The sequence below is a fragment of the Niabella soli DSM 19437 genome (assembly GCF_000243115.2).
GTDB classification, from domain to species: domain Bacteria; phylum Bacteroidota; class Bacteroidia; order Chitinophagales; family Chitinophagaceae; genus Niabella; species Niabella soli.
Map to the genome: position 1 here is coordinate 2581160 of NZ_CP007035.1, position 19927 is coordinate 2601086.

The following is a 19927-nucleotide window of genomic DNA, read 5'->3' on the forward strand; positions in this document are numbered from 1 at the left end:
TTAATGCCCGAACAAATGTGAGGCAAAACTCAGCAAATGCCGCACATCATTAAATAGGCTGGCGATCTGGTAGGTAATGAAGAAAAAAACAGGGTAAAACAACGCGGGTTTTGTTTCGCTGAATTTATAGATCCTTTGGGCCTGCGCCTGCATCCATTTACTCTTAAAAGTGAGCACGGCAACAGTAATTCCTATAAATGCACCGGTTAAAATATCGGTTGGATAGTGAAAACAAAAGTATATTCTTGGAAGGATCACCAATAAAAAGGCATAGAGAAACGCGATCACCCCTATTTTCCTGGAAATAAAAACAAGACTGGTGGCCATTGCACAAAGCAAAATAGTGTGATCACTGGGAAAAGAACTGTAGCCGTCCAGCGTTTCTAACTGTACACCATACGGTAACGTAAGATGAAATGCTTCGCTTCTCAAAGGCCGTATTCGAAAAGGCATTCCAATTACTAATAACCGCCCTATAAGTAATGCAATAAAAGTACCCATGAGCGCCAAAATAACTGAAACTCTTTGCTTATAGGCTTTGAGGCCTTTATCCGAAAACCAAAGCCACCAAAAAACAATCGAAAATATGCCGCATTTTAGCAGGTCGTTGCCGGAAATAAATCCAAGAAATTCATCAAAAGGACGGGATTTTCGTGAAAACTGTTGAAAGAAATAGATAATGGAACTATCAAAAACATTATCGTCTTTCCAAAAACTATATTGCGTGAGCCCTTTTTCTACCTGTGAGTGCCTGCTGAGCGAATGGGATTTTAAATAAACCATTGCTCCCAATGCGATTATTACACCTACTATTATTAATACCTTTTTTTTACCAACTGTTTTGGCAAGTATCATACTCAATCAATTTTGGAATTTACAAGAGAAATGTACATAATTAATTTATTATAAAGACAAATATTTAATATTATTTGGCAGGTACTTTATTAGTATCGAAACAAAAACGGCGTCCAGTAGAACTTGGACGCCGTTTTTTAATAATCCCTTTTTCTATTTTATACTTTTCAAACTCCCGTTGAGGTAAGTAAGAAAGTATAGTTTTTTATTTTCGTAATAGTCGATCTTATTTTCCCTGCTTACCGGCTGAATATCATAATTATAAAACACACTGAACTGTTTACTTTGCATAATAGCAGGAATATTAGCTCCAAAGAGGTTCAGCAAACGCCCAAAACGATACATCAGGCCAAATCCCCGGAACACTAAATCCGACGGCCGGGCAAACATTTTGGCACTGTAATAGGAATTGATATTCCGGCTGGCGGCGTCAGTTCTGGCATTATAAAAAGGAGTGCTATAAATAAGCTCTACTCCCTTATACTTAGAAAAAGTGAGATTATCCCAGGTAGGCATTCCCATAACGGTTATCGATGAATAGGTTTTCTGAAGCTGTGACAACTGCGTTAAGAGCTTATCTGCATAGACATTATCCAGGGAGCCAATGACGAATAACGCAGCTTTTCCCTTAACCAGGTTTGCTGCAACCTGCGCGGGAGACAATGTGTCTTTTACCTCAACAAATTTTATATGCATTGCTGTGCTCCTGTCGGCTTTATTCAAGGTCTCGAAAACAGATTTCAGGTAATTTTCCGATGCCCCGGGACGGGTGAGATATATGATCTGCTGATTAGGGTAATTCTTTTTAAGATACGCATAAATCTGCTCGCCCTGTGTGGGTAAGGTAGGATTCAATACCACAAAGTAGGGATTGTTCCTTGCATTGACATCATTGGGAACAGCCGCATTAAGTAAGGTGATTTTTTTTGATACCGCCAGCTTTGCCAGCTTTTCAATATCCGCCAGCGAACAGTTGGCTATTATCAATTCCACCCCATCTGCTGCTGCCTTATTAAACTGGCTCTCAATTGATTGGGTTGCCGACTTGGAATCATAAATATAAAGATCCAGCGGAATATTCAGGGCATTTAGAGAATCAACAGCCATAGAAACGCCATGATAAAATTCTAACCCGGGGATAGCGGCTTTCGGAAAGGATTTGGGGTCATACTTATAAACGCCATTGGCGCTAAACGCATCATCAAGATACAAAGGGGTAAAAACAGCAATTTTATGACGGGTTGCAACAGTGGTGTTTACCTGGGCTATTATAGGTGCCAGGCAGCTTATCATAAGGAGTACGCATAAAAAAATCTTCTTCATCGCTTACAAGAATGTTTAAATAAATTACTTCTCGCGGATGTCTCAAAAAAGAAATCCGGTCCGAAGTACCTTTTTCAAGCAAATATTATTCCCATTCTATCGTAGCCGGTGGTTTGCTGCTGATATCATATACTACCCGGTTAATTCCCCGTACATTATTACAAATCTCGTTAGACACTGTTGCCAAAAATTCGTAAGGCAAATGCGCCCAATCGGCAGTCATACCATCCACACTTGTTACAGCCCGGAGCGCTACTGTATATTCATAAGTGCGCTCATCTCCCATTACCCCTACACTTTTCACCGGTAATAAGATCGTTCCCGCCTGCCAAACCGTTGCATACAGGTCATGCTCCCGAAGTGCTTTTATATAAATATCATCCGCTTCCTGCAGCAGAGCTACCTTTTCCTCCGTCACTTCTCCCAAAATACGGATGGCCAGTCCGGGCCCGGGGAACGGGTGCCGGTCGATCAGGTTTGCAGGAATGCCGAGTTCCCTTCCCACTTTCCGCACTTCATCTTTAAAGAGGAAACGCAGCGGTTCCACCAGCTCCATATGCATCTTTTCCGGTAGTCCGCCTACATTATGGTGCGATTTAATGGTGGCTGAAGGCCCATGTACGGAAACACTTTCGATAACATCCGGATAAATCGTTCCCTGTCCCAAAAACTTTATATCGGTGAGTTTATGGGCTTCTTCCTGGAAAACCTCAATAAACAAGCGGCCGATGATCTTGCGCTTGGTTTCGGGGTCTGGATTATCTTTCAGTTCTTTATAGAAAAGCGCCTTGGCATCTATTCCTTTTATATTCAGGCCCAGTAGTTTATAGGTTTCCAATACCTGCTCAAATTCGCCCTTGCGCAATACGCCGTTATCCACAAAAATACCGTACAGCCGGTCGCCGATGGCCTTGTGGATCAGTGTTGCCGCCACGGTACTGTCGACCCCGCCGCTCAACGCCATAATTACCTTACGGTCGCCGATCTGCGCTTTCAGTTGCGCCACGGTATCGGTAATAAAATGCGCGGGTGTCCAATCCTGACTGCAATTACAAATAGTTACCAGGAAGTTATGAATAATATTCTTTCCCTCTGTACTATGATGCACTTCGGGGTGAAACTGCAGTCCGTACAGGGGATGCGGCGCTTTAATGTATTTGAAAGCCGCCACCGGTATGCTTTCCGTAGTGGCCAGCACCTCAAAAGCTGCGGGCAGTTCCAGGATACTATCGCCGTGGCTCATCCACACCTGGCTTTTCTCTGAAACGCCTTTAAGCAGCGCGTCGTTCGACCTTTTTGCCTCCATCTGGGCACGGCCATATTCCCGTTTACTGCTTTTTTCCACCCGGCCCCCATAAATTTTGGTAGACAACTGAGCGCCATAGCAGATTCCCAACACCGGTACTTTTTCCAACATCCCTTTCAGGTTAATAACCGGGGCATTAGGGTCATTTACCGAAAAAGGAGAGCCGGATAGTATGATTCCTTTTAAATTGCCCTCGAATTCAAAAGATTTAGAATATGGGATTATTTCGCAATAAACATTGGCTTCTCTTACACTGCGCGCAATTAACTGTGTATATTGAGATCCAAAATCAAGAATAAGGATTTTTTCGGTCATGATGCGGCGAAGTTAATAAAATTGCCGTTCGGATGATCGGTGCGCTTAAATAACCCGTGTAAATATTTTAGTATCAACAATTGAAAACTCTTTAACAATGAAGAAATTATTTTTTGCCGCTTTTGCTTTAATTATCGGGATCAGTTCCTGCAATATCGACGACGGGCAGCGGGTGCGGGGCAACGGGCAGGTCCATTCCAAAACGTTTGATCTGAGCGGGTTTGACCGGCTGGATATTAACCTTCCTGCCGCTGTAATAGTAAAGCAGGACTCTTCCTTTGGGATAAAGATAGAAACAGACGACAACCTGCTTTCGCATCTTATGGTCAACACCGAGAATCACACACTGAAGATAGAAGAAAAGGTCAATTTTAACCTGAGAGCCAGCAGGGGTATTAAGATCTATATTTCGATGCCGGTTGTAAAACAAATCACACTTTCCAGTGCTGCGTCGCTAAAAACTGAAAATAAAATCGAACAAAATGAACCGGTTGGGTTAGATATAAATGAAGCGTCCAGTGCAACCATTGCTCTTAAAACACCGGAAGTGAATATAAAGGTAAGCGAGGCCTCTACCCTGGTGGTTTCCGGGGAAACACGCGATGTTAAGGGGCAGGTTAACGAGGCCAGCACCCTTAGAGCATATGATCTTAAAGCAGAAAACACCAATATAGAAGCTAATGAAGCCAGCACGGCCAATGTATTTGCGAGCGTGCAGCTCACCGCACAGGCCAATGAAGCTTCCAGTATCAGTTATATGGGCAATCCACAGGTAAATTCAAATTCCAGTTCTGCGGGGAGTGTGAAGAAAGCGGACTAGGGTAGCAGGTTTTTTGATTCTGATCCCATTCTGTATAATTTTCCCGCAGATTTTCGCCGATCTTTTTCGCTGATTTGCACAGATTTTTTTGCAGCATGCATTGCGCGTTTAGCATTCCGCATAATAGCTATCTTTGCCGGCTATGAATAAGAAAAGTGATATTGTTTTAAGTGGTGTACGGCCAACCGGGACCCTGCATCTCGGTAATTATTTTGGAGCACTGAGGAATTATGTAAAAATGCAGGAAGAATACAATTGTTACTTTTTTATTGCCGACCTGCATTCGCTTACCACGCATCCTGATACCAAAGAATTAAAAGAACATGTGCTTTCCGTTACAGCTTATTACCTGGCTGCAGGGCTGGATCCGGATAAAAGCGTGCTATATTGCCAGAGCGATCTGCCGCAGACCACCGAACTATATTTATATCTGAATATGCTGGCCTACAAAGGTGAGCTGGAAAAAACCACTACGTTTAAAGATAAAGTAAAGCTGCAACCGGAAAATGTAAATGCGGGTTTGCTTACCTACCCGGTGCTGATGGCTGCGGATATCCTGATTCACCGGGCTAAATATGTTCCCGTAGGCAAGGATCAGGAACAGCACCTGGAAATGACGCGTACTTTCGGAAACCGGTTCAACCACCGTTACGGCGAAGTATTCCCTGAGCCCAAAGCCTTTAATTATGGCAATGAACTGCTTAAAGTGCCCAGCCTGGACGGCGCTGGTAAAATGAGCAAAAGTGAGAACCAATATGCGACGATTTATTTGTCGGACGACGACGATAGCATCCGTAAAAAAATAATGAAGGCCAAAACCGACTCCGGCCCCACTGAACCGAATTCGGTAAAACCTGACTATATCGTAAATATTTTTGACCTGATGCGCCTGGTAAGCGCGCCGGCGGTTATTGAAAAATACGAGGCAGCTTTTAATGCCTGCACGATCCGCTACGGCGACCTGAAAAAGCAACTGGCAGAAGATATGGTAAATTTCATCAGCCCCATCCGTCAAAAAGCCAAAGATATACGAGACAACGAAAGCGCATTGAATATTATTTTAAAAGTAGGCGCCCAGAAGGCTGCAGAAAATGCTCAAAAAACCATGCAGTTGGTAAGAAGCGCGATGGGCCTGAAATACTTTTAAAAAGCTGCTTAGAAAAGTGTTCCACTAAACTGCAACACTATTTAAACCATTAAGAATTAAGATTTATTAAGAAATACTGACGATTATGCCAGGTTTTAATTCTGAATTGTTTTGCAAGTTTAGAGAAAAATAAAAAGCCATTTAAAAAAGAATAATTATTTTCAACTTCAAAAGTCTCTTATCCGCTTCATATGGCCAAGTCAAAGTCCAAACCCAAGCATATTGCCATTGCCGGTAACATTGGCGCCGGTAAAACAACGCTGACCGAGATGCTGAGCAAGCATTATAAATGGATCCCCAATTTTGAAGATGTGGACCATAATCCTTACCTGATGGACTTTTACGAGGATATGCCCCGCTGGAGCTTTAACCTGCAGATCTACTTTTTAAACAGCCGGCTAAAACAACTGATCGAAATACAAACCGGTACAGAAACCGTCATCCAGGACCGCACCATTTATGAGGATGCCAATATTTTTGCTCCCAACCTGCATGAAATGGGATTAATGAGCAAGAGAGACTTTGACAATTATTACCAGTTTTTTACTACGCTGAAATCGATGGTAAATCCACCCGATCTTATGATCTATTTGAATGCATCGGTACCAACGCTGGTGGGACAAATTCAGAAACGGGGCCGTGAGTACGAGGAAAATATCCGCCTGGATTACTTGAAGCGCCTGAACGAATATTACAACAAATGGATCGCCGGTTATAAAGAAGGCAAGCTGCTTATTATTGATGTAGATAAAAATAACTTCGCCGACAACAGCGAGGATTTCGGTAAAATCATTTCCAAAATCGATTCCCAGTTGTACGGATTATTTTGAGCCCTTACCAGTACTAAATATGTTATGAAAAAAAATTTACTCCTTTTTGTATCCTGTCTGCTGGTTCACATAGCCGGCCAGGCACAACAGTTGAAAGTAGCCAGCTACAATCTCCGGTATGACAATTCCGGAGACGTGGGAAATTTATGGAAAGACCGGTCGGCTGCGGTAATTAGTTTAATACGCTACCACAACTTTGATATCTTCGGCACACAGGAGGGTTTAAAAAATCAACTGGATGATATCAGCAGCCACCTGCCTGAATATTCCCGCTATGGCAAAGGCCGTGACGATGGAGCCGATGCAGGAGAACACTCTGCTATCTTTTACAAAAAAGACAAATATACATTGCTCCGGTCTGGAGATTTCTGGTTATCGGAAACTCCTGACCAACCCGGCAAAGGATGGGATGCCAAATGTTGTAACCGCATCTGCTCCTGGGTGCAGCTCAAAGAAAATAAAACCGGAAAAAAGTTTTATTTCTTTAATGTTCACTTCGATCATGAAGGGAAAGTGGCCCGGGAAGAAAGCGCCAAGCTGATCCTGAAAAAGATCAACAGCATCGCAGCGGGAAGCAATACCATCCTCACCGGAGATTTTAATGGCAACCGCAGTTCTGTTCCTTACAAGACATTGGCGAGCGGAACGCTGCTAAAAGACAGTTATACAGATGTAAAATATCCTTATGAAAATAACGGATCATTTAATGCTTTTGGCAAAGCAGTTGACCGTAACGATGTCATTGACCATATTTTCATAACTAAAAACGGAAAAGCTTTGCAATGGGGGATCTTAACGGATACTTATCGGGGGAAATTCCCGTCGGATCACTTTCCGGTGGAGGCTGTTCTCTATTTTTAAAACAGTTCCCGCAGCAACACACCGTATTCATTTCGTTGAAATAAAAGACCGGGCAATTTTTATTGCCCGGTCTTTTTAACTATTGATCAGCTCCCATTACCATCCCGGCGTTTGTTTATAGGCCCCGTTACTATTGGAAAGTACATTGGCTGCAATAGGCCATGCCGCTTTTGCAGCGGTATAATTGCGTGCCGCCCATACCTGCTGAATAGTAAACGAAGAAGCGGGATCCGTTTTATTTGCATAATTCCTGCCATGCAATGGCGCATTGATCTTCGCAACATCATTCCAGCGTTTCAGATCCATGCAACGATCGGTCCATTCACAGGCTAATTCGCAACGGCGCTCGTGTTTCAGATCATCCATTGTAGGGCTTGTTTTGGGAGCCAGCCCCACCCGTGCACGCACTTCATTCAAGGGAGCGGCGGCATCCGCATTCCTGCCCAGTTGTATCAGCGCTTCGGCCTTAAACAGCAGGATCTCTGCATAACGCATTAAAGGCAAATTGAGCGAAGTAGTGGGATAGTCACCATTCTGATTGATGTAAAGATTTGTTTTAGAATCCCCATTTGTACCGTAACTGTAGGGCTCCATATATTTATTGATCTGAAAGCCTGAAAGGCTATTGGTAGAATAGTATTTTTTACTGAGCCCAAAATACGTAAACGAATCGCCAAACTTTAAAATAGTGGCCTCACGGCGGGGATCATTTGCTTCATATTCGTCGTACAATTCTTCGGTGGGTTGAAAATATCCCCAGCCATTATACAGGCCCCATCCCTTATTCTCCAATACCACACCCATAAACTCCGAGCCACCCTGGGTGCCGGAATTTACAGACCAGATGTATTCGCTGCTCCAGTTATTGGCAATTTTAAAAACAGATTTGTAATTATCAGCAGGTGTTGCCTGTCCTGTGATTAACGACCGGCCGCAGTCGTTTTTGATCTTATCGCATAAATCGGGGATCAGCGCCCATTTGCTATTATCGTATTGTGCCCAATAGGCGTAGGTTTTCACCAGGTATCCGAGGGCGGCAGCCTTATGGGCACGGCCTTTATCGGCATCGCTATATGTGCTGAATAAGGGAAGCATGTCTGCGGCCTTCTGAAAATCGCTGGCAATAATGGCGTAATTGTCGGTCACCGAAGGAAGCTGCGGAGGCACCCGGGTACCAAACTCTTTGTTTTCCACGCCATCATAGGGCACGCCCTGCGTTTTACTTCCCCATAGATAAGCGATCCAGAAGTGCGCGAATCCCCTGATGAAATAAGCTTCACCAAGGCTACGCTTTCTTAAATCCTCGGAAATATTAGTTGCTGCAGGCAAGCCGGCTATCGCCTGGTTGGCCTTATTGAGCATAAAATACAGATCATTCCAGCCCTGAGCCAAATACCCTTCGTCACCGGTGCAGATGAAATTTTTTATATTCTCTGCACTCGCCTTTGCTCTACCCACAATTAAATCATCGCTGGCATTTTGCATATAGAAAAGGTCCCTGCCCCAGGTGCTTTCATAAGAAAAAGGAATATACAATGCGGCCACGGACTTTGTAACCATATCCACCCCATCCCATTGATAGGCCGCGCTGGGAGTGCCATTCGGCTTTGTGTCTACCCAGTTTTTTGAACAGGAGTTCAACAACACCCCGGCTGATAAAACAAGACAAATAATTATTAAACGCTTCATTTCAGTATTTTTTTTTATTATAAGGAAAGTTTTACACCTGCAGCAAATACCCGGGCCACGGGAAACTGCCCGCCATCAAAGCCCATACCGCCCACTTCAGGATCCATACCGGTGTACTTGGTAATGGTGATCAGGTTATCGCCACTCAGGTACACCCGAAGACTGCTGTTCTTTAAGAACCTGGGGAAATTATACCCGATGACCAGGCTTTTTAACCGGACATAATTCCCATTTTCCAGGTACCAATCGGAAGCCGTTCCAAAGTTTTTATTGGGGTCGCTGGCTGAAATAATCGGAATGTTAGAGCCGGTGTTGGTAGGCGACCAGGCGTCCAGAATTTTATTCCAGCGGTTGTATCCCTGTTCGGAGGCGTTTAAAGTAGATTCTTTAAGTGCATGGAATAATTTTACCCCGCCTACTCCCTGCCAGAACATACTGAAATCAAAGCTCTTCCAGGCAAGGTTCAGGGTAAACCCATAGCTCAGCTTAGGCAATGCATTTCCCATGTACACGCGGTCTTTATCATCAATCTTGCCATCGCTATTTTCATCAACAAATTTGAGATCGCCGGCTTTTGCGTTGGGCTGGATCCGGTTGCCGTTCTTATCCTTATAAGCTGCGGCATCAGCATCGCTTTGGAAAATGCCGGCAGTTTTGATAAGATAATACGAGAGATAAGGTTGCCCTACGGTAGAACGATAAGGCGCCAGGGTGCCCCTCCAAACGCTGCCGTCCGTCCACTCAGATCCAGGGTTTCCATCAATATACTCCACCCGGTTTTTTAAAGTAGCCAGATTTCCACTGATCTCATACCCCAGTTGTCCGGTCCGGTCCTTCCAGGTTGCCGCAAACTCCAAACCGGTATTTCTTATCTTTCCCTGATTGATCAGCGGCGCGCCAAATCCAAAAGTATTGGGCCAGTTCAGGGTTTGAGTAGTAATCAGATTAAAAGTTTGTTTATCAAAATAATCGAATGTGAAGGTCAGCTTATCATTTAAAACACCCAGGTCAAGTCCCAGGTCTTTTTGTTCGGCTGTTTCCCAGGTAAGCGTAGGATTGTTGAAGGAGCTTACATAAAATGCCGTTGTCTGCGGAGCCCCTACTCCCACCTGGTTGGTCGCATCCCCTTTTAATTGGGGGTACCCATAGTTAACGCTTACAGAGCTCAGGTTGCCGATGCGCCCCCAACTTCCACGTATTTTTAGCAGATCTATACTTTCTGCCAAACCCTGAAAAAACGGTTCTGAGCTTATTTTCCAGGCAGCAGTAACACCTGGTGAGCCCAGGGTGCGATGCCCGATGGCCAGTCTTCCGGCATTGTCGTAACGATAACTGCCTGTAACAAAATACCGGTCGGCCCAACTATATATCACTCTTCCGACATAAGAAAGATTCCGGTCGGCCCAATCCCAGCTATCCGGTTTCATATACAGATCAGCAACATTACCCGGTGTTATATCGGCCATGTTTGCAAAAAACTGTGCCCAGTTAGCCTCCAGTGCAAATGATTTTGCGGAAGCGCTAAACCCTTTTCCCGATTCCTCTTCGGCAGTAGTTGAAACCATCGCGCCCAGATTATGCCGGCCAAACCTGCGTTCATAATTCAAGGTATTTTCCCAAAACCATTTATAAGTTTTATCGGTCAAATAAGACAGGGAGTTCATTTTATCGGGTTTCCCAGGCTCCGTGCGGGCAGGAACAAAGTTTTTATACAAGGATTGCCCCTGGCGATAGGAGAAGCGGGAGGTAAAGGACAGCCCTTTTACATAATTAAACACTTTCAATTCTGAAACAGATTGTACATCAGTGGATTTATCATAGGGCTTGTTGCGAAGCAGTGTTGCCACAGGGTTTATTACGTCGCCATGAATCCCCAGGTATAAGGAATCTGCGCGCGGCCCTACTCCTCCAAAACTACCGTCCGGATAGTAAACCGTAGCAGACCGGGGCATATAAATCGCGGAGAGGATAGTGCCACTATACCCGCTCTCGGTAGCAGTTCCCCGTTTATCATGATTATTATAGAAGAGCTCCTGCCGGAAGCTTATGTGGTTATTAAATTTATAATTGGCGTTAAAGCGCAGCGACATATTTTTAGCATAGGTATTAATAAGGGTACCCTGGTTTTCTTCATAACGACCTTCAAATAAGGTGCTGAATTTATCGGTACCTGCGTTCACCGTAACGGTTTGCCGCTGGATGAGCCCGGTTCTGAAAATGGAATTGATCCAATCCGTACGGGTCACTTGTGCATAAGGATATACCGAAGCATCCCAGCCTGGAAGCGGATTCTGTCCCGCATTCTTTGCCGCAAGGTTGGCCACCTGGGCTTCCTGCTGCGCGTTTAAAGATTGCGGCAGTCTCCATGCGTTTTTGGTACCTACAAAACCGTTATATTCTACCCGAGGCTTTCCTTGTGCTGCCTGACGCGTGGTAATCAATACCACACCGGCGGCTCCGGAAAAAGCTCCATAAATAGCTGCTGAGGCGGCATCTTTGAGCACAGTGATCGATTCTACATCAGCCGGGTTATAGGGTGCATCGGGCACCCCGTCTACCACATACAGGACTTTATCGCCATTGCGTGACCCTACTCCACGGATCATTACATTGGGCGCTTGATCAGGATGCCCGCCATTATTTACAATCATAACGCCCGGCACCTTACCCTGAATCATACTCATAGCATCCACCACCGGCCGTTCTTTTATCTGGGCCATATCCGGCACTGTTGACACTGAGGCGGAAAGATCCTTTTTGCGCATCGATCCGTAACCAATGACTACTACCTTATCCAATGTATTACCCGCGGGCTGCAACACAACGCTTAGCGAAATACGGCTGCCTTCCTTTATTTCATAGCCTTGCAGCGTATCCGCTTTATACCCTACATAACTAAAAATAAAGCGATAACCAGACCCTGGGGGCAGGTTGGTGATCGTGAACAAACCATTTGAGTTGGTCATTGTTCTGCTGTCCGAATTGGAGTTGCCTGCATCCGGCGTTTTCTGCGCTACTACAGAAACGCCCGCGAGCGCCTCGCCGTTTTCATTTTTTACCACCCCCGTTACCGAGTTAGATACAGCTCGCTGCCCGTGCACCTGAGCATACCGGGCACTAATGAGCAATAGCAACATAATAAGTAATTGCTTCATAAGAGATTTCGATTTAAATGTGAAACTTTGATAGAAAAAATGAGGTCCGCCTCATCACAAGGGCGTGGGACTACTCATCGGGTTGAATTAAAAAGCCGGTTTTTGTTTTGTTAATTTTTAAATGATTCAATAATGCCAGGGTATTCAGGAACTGTTCAACAGTTTCTTTTGAAGATTTATAGGCGCCGGTAAAACGCATCTCTTTTAATGTAGTTTCGTTTACAACTATTTTCACATGGCATGCATCTTCCATTTTTTTCAACACAGCCGTCATTGTTTCGTTATCAAATTTGAGTACAATATCATTTGCCGGCGCCTGAGTGGTGGCAGTTGTTTTTATTTTCCCTGGTTCTTTTTTTATAAATGATCGTACCCTGTCTGAAAAACGAACATTGTCGAATTGTAGTTCCTGACCGGGCATTAAAAATACAGGCACCCTATTTTTCAGCGCCTTTGACTCTTTTTGCACTACCACCTTACCTTCATGCAAGCGAACCTTTGTTATCTTATTTCTGTCATCTACAGTAAAGACTGTTCCCAGCGCTGTTACATTTATGTTTTTAGCATGCACACAGAAGGGGCGCGTATGATCTTTAGCTACTGAAAAAGAAGCGCAACCTACCAAATCAACATCTCTCCGGTTGCCGAAAACTGAATCAAAACACACACTACTGCCCGGCAGTAAGGAAACGATTGATCCGTCTGGAAGTTTTATTGTTTTCGTTACAAAAGATGTGTCCTGTATCAGTTTACGCGGAGGGATCGCTACAGCAACACGCTTCTCAGCGGGCAACACCGGCTTCTTTTTTATTAAAAGACCTGCAATGGAAAACAGGAACAGGACACTCGCCGCTGCCATCATCCAGCGTCGGTAGGGAACAACCGGTCTTATTTTTTTCGAAATACGCCTGCGCATGCGATCCGAGATGGCCGCAGCAATGGGTTCGTGCTCAAAGGAGTTCCAGTTTTCCTCCGTCAGGTATTGCTCCACTATTTCCGGATGCTGCAACAGCCATTGCCGGATCTCCTGCTCCTGCGGGGCAGTGCATTCGCCATTAAAAAACTGTTGTAATAGTTCCGGAGTTACATCCATACTCTATTATTCGTACGAACGAAAAAAATCCCCTACATGGGTACGTTTTTTTTTGAAAAAATATTACAGGAATACAGATAGTGTTTTCTTCAGCCGCCGCATGGCCCTTGTTATATGTGTTTCCACCGTTTTGGTTGAAATGGATAAAAGGGCTGCTGTTTCTTTATGAGAAAGGTCATCAATCCGGGCGTGGGTGAATACCTGTTGCTGCATCACCGGCATTTTTTTTATCACCTCCATCGCCTGTTTCAGATCATCCTTTTTTTCAATACTATCCAGTAAGGACCTGCCGGTTTCCATTGCTTCAGAATGGGGTAGATCAACCACCTTCCGGACCGCCTCTTTGCGTAACAGGTCCACCAGGGTGCTTTTGGCTATGCGGAACAACTGGGTGGAAAGACTATATTCCAGCGAGAGGGTTTCCCGGCGCTCCCAGATCTTGATAAAACTCATTTGCACAGTTTCTTCGGCCAGCCATTCGGACCGGGTATATTTGAATATGTACTGGTACAACCGGACATGATACGCATTATAAAAAGCGTAAAACGACTGTTGATCACCTCTTTTAATTTCCTCAAGCATCGCAAACATAGCGCTCCGAAATATTTTTCAAAAATAACGGAACGGGAAAATTATCAATAATAATAAACTGTTACCATATGGACCAAACAAGCAGAATAGTGTAACCCCATAATGCTTCTACATCAAATAAAAGGTTCACACTCCCTCAGATACTACATTTAACAAGCGACTTGAATTCAAATTTAGTGCAAAATCGTTTTTGTATGCAAAAAAAAGGCATTATTTCTTTTGCCCTATCTTTGAACCATTCAAATTTAAATTTGTGTTTTGATGAAATATTTACCGCTGAATCCCGCAATTTTTGTGAAAAACCGCAAGCGTTTTATCGATAAAATGGAAAAAAATTCCATCGCCATTTTTTTATCGAATGACGAAATGCCCGAAAACGGCGATGCCCTTTACAAATACAAACCCAACAGTACGTTGTTTTGGTTATCCGGTATCCGCCAGGAAGATTCAATGGTAATTTTGTTCCCGGACAATCCTGATCCCAAATACCGCGAAGTGCTGGTATTGGTCCGGCCGAACGAATTAAAGGAAAAATGGGACGGCAGGCGTTTGCGTGCTCCGGAAGCCACAGCCATCAGCGGCATCCAAACCGTGGTTTGGCTGGATTCCCTGGACGCTTTGCTACAGGGCTGGATCCATTCAGCGCATAATATTTACCTGGACACTAATGAAAACGACCGGAAAAGCGCTTTGATTGAAACACGTCAGTACCGGTATATAAAAGAACTACAGACAAAATATCCGTTGCATCATTATTTAAGAGCTGCGCCATTAGTAAAAGAGTTGCGGGCTATCAAATCACCTGAAGAGGTGGAAGTGATCAAAAAAGCGATCGCTATTACCGAAACAACCTTCCGGCGGCTGTTGCAGTTTATTAAACCCGGGGTATGGGAATTTGAGATCGAAGCAGAAATTGTTCACTCCTTTTTAAGCAACCGTGCCACCCGTGAAGGATACAGCAGTATTATTGCCTCCGGCGACAATGCCCGCGTGCTGCACTATATTGAAAACAACCAGCAATGTAAAGACGGCGACCTGATCCTGATGGATTTTGGCGCAGAATACGGCGGCTATAACGCAGACCTTACCCGCACCGTCCCGGTGAACGGCCGGTTTACCAAACGCCAACGGGCGGTATATGACGCCTGCCTCCGGCTTCACCGCTATTGCGCATCTATATTAAAACCGGGCATTACCATTGCCGCCTATCATGAAAAAGTAGGAGACCAGGCTACTAAAGAATTTATCAGCCTGGGGCTACTGACCAAGAACGATGTAAAGAACGAAGATCCGGCCAACCGGGCCTACCGCAAATACCTGTATCATGGTATCAGCCATCACCTGGGTGTTGACGTACACGACCTGGCCCCCAACTTCCATGTACCGCTGAAAGCGGGGATGGTATTGACTATTGAACCAGGCATCTATATTGAAGAAGAGCAGATGGGCATTCGCATCGAAAACAATTTTCAACTAACGCGCAGCGGGAATATTGATCTGATGAAAACCATGCCCATTGAAGCCGGCGACATTGAAAAACTGATGAATAGTTGAGCCAAGTACCGGATACTAGATGCATGATACTGGAATCGGGATATCAAGGATCAAGGATCTTGCATCTAGCATCAAACATCCATGCTATATGTCATTTTTTTGTCAGCAATTAATCGTTAAGCGTTACCTTTGTGGACAATTTAATCACCTTCTATAAGAAAATATGAACTGGTCTCAATTTTTTACTTCCGCAGTTGGTAAAAAAATTACCATGGCCCTGTCCGGAATCTTTTTAATTCTTTTTTTGATCGTTCATGCCGGACTGAACGCTTGTATTTGGGCCAATGATGGTGGCGTGATGTTTAACAAAGCGGCCCATTTTATGGGAGCCAATGTGGTTCCCCGCGTATTGGAAATCGGGCTTTTTGTGTTCTTCTTAATTCACATAATCCAGGGTCTTGTATTGGAGATCCAAAACCGCAGTAAACGCGGGAAAGGCTATGCCGTAAAAATGGGTAACCGCGGCAGCGCCTGGAACAGCCGCGCCATGGGCATCCTGGGTGCGTTGGTGCTGATCTTTTTAGCAGTGCACCTGAGTGACTTCTGGTACCCCAGCCGTTTTGGCGGGTTAACCAATATGTATATTGATACAGCCACCAACCAGATCGTACCTGCCGGAACCCTGGGCGGAAAAGAATATCATGATCTGTATGGAGAAATGCTGCACCAGTTTACCTCCTACCCCTGGATCATTATTCTTTATGAAGTGGGAGTAATTGCGCTGTTCTGGCACCTGGTACACGGGTTTCAAAGTTCCTTCAGGACGCTGGGCCTTACCAATCATAAATATATAGGCCTGATAAAAGGTACCGGTATTGTTTATTCAGTAATCATTTGCCTGGCCTTTATGCTGATGCCCTTAAGCTTTTACTTTGGTTGGATCCAATAGACACCAGCCATCAGACATCAGATCTCAGACATCAACTATTAAATATCAAATCAGATATGCTTGATTCAAAAATACCCGCCGGAAAATTAGAAGAGAAATGGGCCGATTTCAAAGGACATTGCAAATTGGTGAACCCGGCGAATAAGAGAAAATTAGAAATCATCGTTGTGGGTACCGGGTTGGCAGGCGCCTCAGCCGCCGCGGCTTTAGGCGAACAGGGCTATCAGGTTAAGGCCTTTTGTTTCCAGGATTCGCCACGCCGTGCGCACTCCATTGCGGCACAGGGCGGGATCAACGCAGCAAAAAATTATCAGAATGACGGAGATTCTATTTTCCGTTTATTCTACGATACCATCAAAGGGGGCGATTATCGTTCCCGCGAAGCAAATGTGCACCGCCTGTCGGAAGTAAGCGGTAACATCATCGACCAGTGCGTGGCGCAGGGGGTTCCGTTTGCCCGCGAATATGGCGGGTTGCTGAATAACCGTTCTTTTGGCGGCGTGCAGGTAAAAAGAACCTTTTATGCTGCCGGCCAAACCGGACAGCAATTATTGATCGGCGCTTACCAGGCACTGGAACGCCAGGTAGCTTTGGGTAATGTAAAAATGTACAGCCGCCATGAAATGCAGGACATTGTGGTTATCGATGGCAAAGCAAGAGGCATCATTACCCGCAACCTGATCAACGGTCAGTTGGAGCGCTTTTTCGGGCATGCCGTAGTGCTGGCTTCCGGCGGATATGGCAATGTTTTCTATCTTTCTACCAACGCCATGGGCAGCAACGTTACCGCTGCATGGCGGGCGCATAAAAAAGGAGCGCATTTTGCCAACCCTTGCTTTACACAGATCCACCCCACTTGTATTCCTGTATCCGGCGATCACCAAAGCAAGCTGACGCTGATGTCGGAATCATTAAGGAACGACGGTCGTATCTGGGTGCCTAAAAAACAGAACGATACCCGTAAACCCAATGATATTCCGGAAGAAGAAAGAGATTATTACCTGGAAAGAAGATATCCCGCTTTCGGGAATCTGGTACCGCGCGACGTGGCCTCCCGTGCCGCAAAAGAGCGTTGTGATGCAGGTTACGGCGTAGGCACCACCCGGCAGGCGGTATACCTGGATTTCCGGTATAACCTGATCAATAAATATGGCAGAGCTGAAGCTAATAAGCACGGCATACAGAACCCCGATACAGAAACCCTGGTGCGCCTGGGTAAAGAAGTGGTGAAAGAAGAGTATGGTAACCTGTTTGATATGTATGAAAAGATCACCGGGGAAAACCCTTACGAAGTGCCGATGCGCATTTATCCTGCGGTGCACTACACCATGGGTGGTCTTTGGGTAGATTATGAACTGATGACCAGCGTAACAGGACTGTTTTGCCTGGGTGAAGCCAACTTCAGCGACCACGGCGCCAATCGTTTGGGCGCATCGGCGCTGATGCAGGGCCTGGCCGATGGCTATTTTGTAATTCCTTATACGATGGGTAATTATCTGGCAGGGGAGATTGGGGTAAAACCCATTCCCACTTCCGACAGGACTTTTGTTGAAGCAGAAGCGCAGGTTAATGACCGCATCAACCGGCTGATGACCATACAGGGCACCCAAACCGTAGAAAGTTTTCACAAACGCCTGGGCAAGATCATGTGGGAAAAATGTGGTATGGCCCGCAATGAGCAGGGATTGAAAGAAGCCATCCAGGAAATAAGAGACCTCCGGGCAGATTTTTGGAAAAATGTGCGCATACCAGGTGGTATTTATGAAATGAATCCGGAACTGGATAAGGCCGGTCGCGTAGCCGATTTTCTTGAACTGGGAGAGCTGATGTGCATAGACGCTCTGGATCGCAAAGAGAGCTGCGGCGGCCACTTCCGTGAAGAAAGCCAGACCTCTGAGGGCGAAGCATTGCGTAATGATGAAGGCTTCATGCACGTTTCTGCCTGGAAACAAACCGGCGAGAACACATGGCAACTGGACAAAGAGCCGCTGGAGTATGAGGTGATTAAGCCAACGCAACGGAACTATAAGTAATGTGAAAATGTGAGAATGTGAAGATTTGAGAATGTGAGAATTAGGGAGAATGGGTACATTTGATGTATTGTTCACCTATAAATTTCACATTATGGAAACGAAAAACATCATTGTAGAAAAATCCTTAACCTTTGGCGTAGCAATAGTAAGGTTTTCGGAGTTGTTAGAAGGAGCAAAAAAATATGTAGTGGCAAAACAAATATTGCGTTGCGGAACATCAATCGGCGCAAATATTTTTGAGGCACAACATGCAGAAAGCAGATCGGATTTTGTTCACAAAATGAAAATAGCCGTAAAAGAGGCAAACGAAACATTGTATTGGCTGTTTATTTGTGAGCGAAGTGAAAATTATCCGGTTAGTAGTTCTTTAAAAGAGATGTGCGAAGAATTGATACGGATTGTATCAAAAATTATTATATCAAGCAAAGGCAGTATAAGAGGAAGATTAATGCTAAGTTTAATTGCTCTCTCAACTGTATTTTTTAAAATAAGAATGGTTTAGACAGGGGCGTGATTTCAATTTTCACATTTTCACACCTGTCACATTTACACATTATAATTTGTTTATGGAGCATTATTCAATGAATTTGACCCTGAAGGTGTGGAAACAAAAAAATGCTGATACCAGCGGTAAGTTTGAGTCCTACAAAGTATCCAATATTTCATCAGAAATGTCCTTTCTGGAAATGTTTGATGTATTGAATGAACAACTGGTTCGTGAAGGGAAAGAACCCGTAGCGTTTGACCACGATTGCCGGGAAGGTATTTGCGGCATGTGCTCCATGTACATTAACGGGCGTCCGCACGGGCCCTGGCACGGCACCACTACCTGCCAGCTACATATGCGCGCCTTTAAAGATGGCGATACCATTGTGGTAGAACCCTGGCGGGCTAAGGCGTTCCCCGTGGTGAAAGACCTTATTGTGGATCGCGGTGCCTTCGACCGGATCATCCAGGCCGGGGGATATATTTCTGTAAATACCGGTAATGCGCAGGACGGTAATAACATCCCGATTCCAAAGGACGATGCCGACAAATCATTTGCTGCTGCAGCCTGTATCGGTTGCGGTGCCTGTGTGGCGGCTTGTAAAAACTCATCGGCACTGTTGTTTCTCTCTGCAAAAGTTTCTCACCTGGCTTTATTGCCCCAGGGAGATACCGAAAGAAAACAAAGAGCCCTGGATATGGTGGCCCAGATGGACAAAGAAGGCTTTGGCTCCTGCACCAATACCGGCGCTTGCGAGGCGGTTTGTCCAAAAGAAATTGAGATCACCAATATCGCGCGATTAAACAGGGAGTACCTTTCTGCGGGTTTGGCTACTGATACTAAAGGCCACTAATAGTCTTCAATTTTGATATTTTTAAAGCCCTGGTAGTCGCCGGGGCTTTTTGTGTCTTCACGGCAAAAGACTTTACCAATCTATGCGTTCGCCTTGAAGTTTCGAAGAACAGACGTATATATTCAT

The 19927-nt window shown here is 44.9% G+C and carries 16 protein-coding genes; 9 read left to right on the plus strand and 7 right to left on the minus strand.

Going from position 1 to position 19927, the window contains the following annotated elements; translation table 11 throughout:
• The 3 genes from NIASO_RS10925 to guaA form a co-directional block, all read right to left on the minus strand.
• Nucleotides 1-855 (minus strand): phosphatase PAP2 family protein, encoded by an 855-nt coding sequence (locus NIASO_RS10925; protein ID WP_008585775.1) that lies wholly within the window; start codon nt 853-855, stop codon nt 1-3.
• Nucleotides 856-1008: 153 nt separating this feature from the next.
• Entirely contained in the window at nt 1009-2178 is a 1170-nt protein-coding gene (locus NIASO_RS10930; protein WP_008585777.1) for an ABC transporter substrate-binding protein, read from the minus strand.
• An 85-nt stretch (nt 2179-2263) separates the two neighbouring features.
• A complete protein-coding gene (guaA, locus tag NIASO_RS10935; protein WP_008585780.1) occupies nt 2264-3799 on the minus strand; it encodes a glutamine-hydrolyzing GMP synthase in 1536 nt (511 codons plus the stop codon).
• Between the two features lie 97 nt (nt 3800-3896).
• On the opposite strand from guaA, the gene NIASO_RS10940 reads away from it, so the two are divergent.
• The 4 genes from NIASO_RS10940 (at nt 3897) to NIASO_RS10955 (ending at nt 7457) form a co-directional block, all read left to right on the plus strand.
• Nucleotides 3897-4619: a head GIN domain-containing protein gene (locus tag NIASO_RS10940; RefSeq protein WP_008585782.1), complete on the plus strand. Its 723-nt coding sequence runs from the start codon at nt 3897-3899 to the stop codon at nt 4617-4619.
• 142 nt (nt 4620-4761) lie between these two features.
• Nucleotides 4762-5766 (plus strand): tryptophan--tRNA ligase, encoded by a 1005-nt coding sequence (gene trpS / locus NIASO_RS10945; protein WP_008585784.1) that lies wholly within the window; start codon nt 4762-4764, stop codon nt 5764-5766.
• 191 nt (nt 5767-5957) lie between these two features.
• A complete protein-coding gene (locus NIASO_RS10950) occupies nt 5958-6596 on the plus strand; it encodes a deoxynucleoside kinase (RefSeq protein WP_008585786.1) in 639 nt (212 codons plus the stop codon).
• 24 nt (nt 6597-6620) lie between these two features.
• A complete protein-coding gene (locus tag NIASO_RS10955) occupies nt 6621-7457 on the plus strand; it encodes an endonuclease/exonuclease/phosphatase family protein (RefSeq protein WP_008585787.1) in 837 nt (278 codons plus the stop codon).
• A 96-nt stretch (nt 7458-7553) separates the two neighbouring features.
• Here NIASO_RS10955 and NIASO_RS10960 read toward each other — a convergent pair whose 3' ends face one another.
• The 4 genes from NIASO_RS10960 to NIASO_RS10975 form a co-directional block, all read right to left on the minus strand.
• On the minus strand, nt 7554-9146 hold the full coding sequence (locus NIASO_RS10960; protein WP_008585789.1) for a RagB/SusD family nutrient uptake outer membrane protein: 1593 nt from the start codon (nt 9144-9146) through the stop codon (nt 7554-7556).
• 17 nt (nt 9147-9163) lie between these two features.
• Complete coding sequence (locus NIASO_RS10965) at nt 9164-12301, minus strand: SusC/RagA family TonB-linked outer membrane protein (RefSeq protein ID WP_008585790.1); 3138 nt, start codon at nt 12299-12301, stop codon at nt 9164-9166.
• Nucleotides 12302-12371: 70 nt separating this feature from the next.
• Nucleotides 12372-13394, minus strand: a complete 1023-nt coding sequence (locus tag NIASO_RS19690) for a FecR family protein (RefSeq protein WP_008585791.1) — start codon at nt 13392-13394, stop codon at nt 12372-12374.
• Between the two features lie 63 nt (nt 13395-13457).
• Nucleotides 13458-13985 (minus strand): RNA polymerase sigma factor, encoded by a 528-nt coding sequence (locus NIASO_RS10975; protein ID WP_008585792.1) that lies wholly within the window; start codon nt 13983-13985, stop codon nt 13458-13460.
• 261 nt (nt 13986-14246) lie between these two features.
• Here NIASO_RS10975 and NIASO_RS10980 point away from each other — a divergent pair, with 261 nt between their 5' ends.
• The 5 genes from NIASO_RS10980 to NIASO_RS11000 all read left to right on the plus strand — a co-directional run bounded on the left by NIASO_RS10980 (nt 14247) and on the right by NIASO_RS11000 (nt 19801).
• A complete protein-coding gene (locus NIASO_RS10980; RefSeq protein ID WP_008585793.1) occupies nt 14247-15539 on the plus strand; it encodes an aminopeptidase P family protein in 1293 nt (430 codons plus the stop codon).
• Nucleotides 15540-15702: 163 nt separating this feature from the next.
• Nucleotides 15703-16428, plus strand: coding sequence for a succinate dehydrogenase cytochrome b subunit (locus tag NIASO_RS10985; protein WP_025298885.1), 726 nt, complete (start codon nt 15703-15705; stop codon nt 16426-16428).
• Nucleotides 16429-16484: 56 nt separating this feature from the next.
• Nucleotides 16485-18461 (plus strand): fumarate reductase/succinate dehydrogenase flavoprotein subunit, encoded by a 1977-nt coding sequence (locus tag NIASO_RS10990; RefSeq protein WP_008585795.1) that lies wholly within the window; start codon nt 16485-16487, stop codon nt 18459-18461.
• A gap of 91 nt (nt 18462-18552) precedes the next feature.
• A complete protein-coding gene (locus NIASO_RS20505; protein WP_008585796.1) occupies nt 18553-18963 on the plus strand; it encodes a four helix bundle protein in 411 nt (136 codons plus the stop codon).
• 64 nt (nt 18964-19027) lie between these two features.
• A complete protein-coding gene (locus NIASO_RS11000) occupies nt 19028-19801 on the plus strand; it encodes a succinate dehydrogenase/fumarate reductase iron-sulfur subunit (protein WP_008585799.1) in 774 nt (257 codons plus the stop codon).
• The last annotated feature ends 126 nt before the right edge of the window (nt 19802-19927 follow it).